The organism is Bacillus sp. SIMBA_008 (assembly GCF_046535495.1).
Taxonomy (GTDB): domain Bacteria; phylum Bacillota; class Bacilli; order Bacillales; family Bacillaceae; genus Bacillus; species Bacillus subtilis.
Genome location: NZ_JAWRWL010000551.1, coordinates 1 through 268, shown reverse-complemented (window position 1 = coordinate 268; position 268 = coordinate 1). Strand labels below are relative to the sequence as shown.

1 protein-coding gene is annotated in these 268 nt (G+C 75.4%); it reads right to left on the bottom strand.

All coding sequences use genetic code 11. From position 1 onward, the window contains the following. Nucleotides 1-268, bottom strand: a 268-nt coding sequence (locus SB658_RS24400; protein ID WP_410602950.1) for a ribonuclease domain-containing protein, incomplete at both ends; no start/stop codon positions are given.

Sequence of the window (268 nt, the reverse complement as noted above, 5' to 3'; positions counted from 1 at the left end):
ATCGCTGTAGTACCAGGCCTGGACCGGGTCGCCGCCGGTGACGATCCGCCGCGTGCCGCGGTGCGACAGGCCGGGAGTGTCGACCGTGTACTCGTGGGAATAGCCGCGCGGGCGCGACGGCAGGTGCCCTTCGCGGTTGGCGAAGACGCTGCCGTCCTGGTCGTACGGGTACGGGCCGCCGCGCTGGATCAGGGCGATGGTCCGGCGGGCTTCGGCGGGCAGGAAGGCCGGCAGGCCGGCCGCTGGCGAGGGGCGGTCGGCCGGCGGC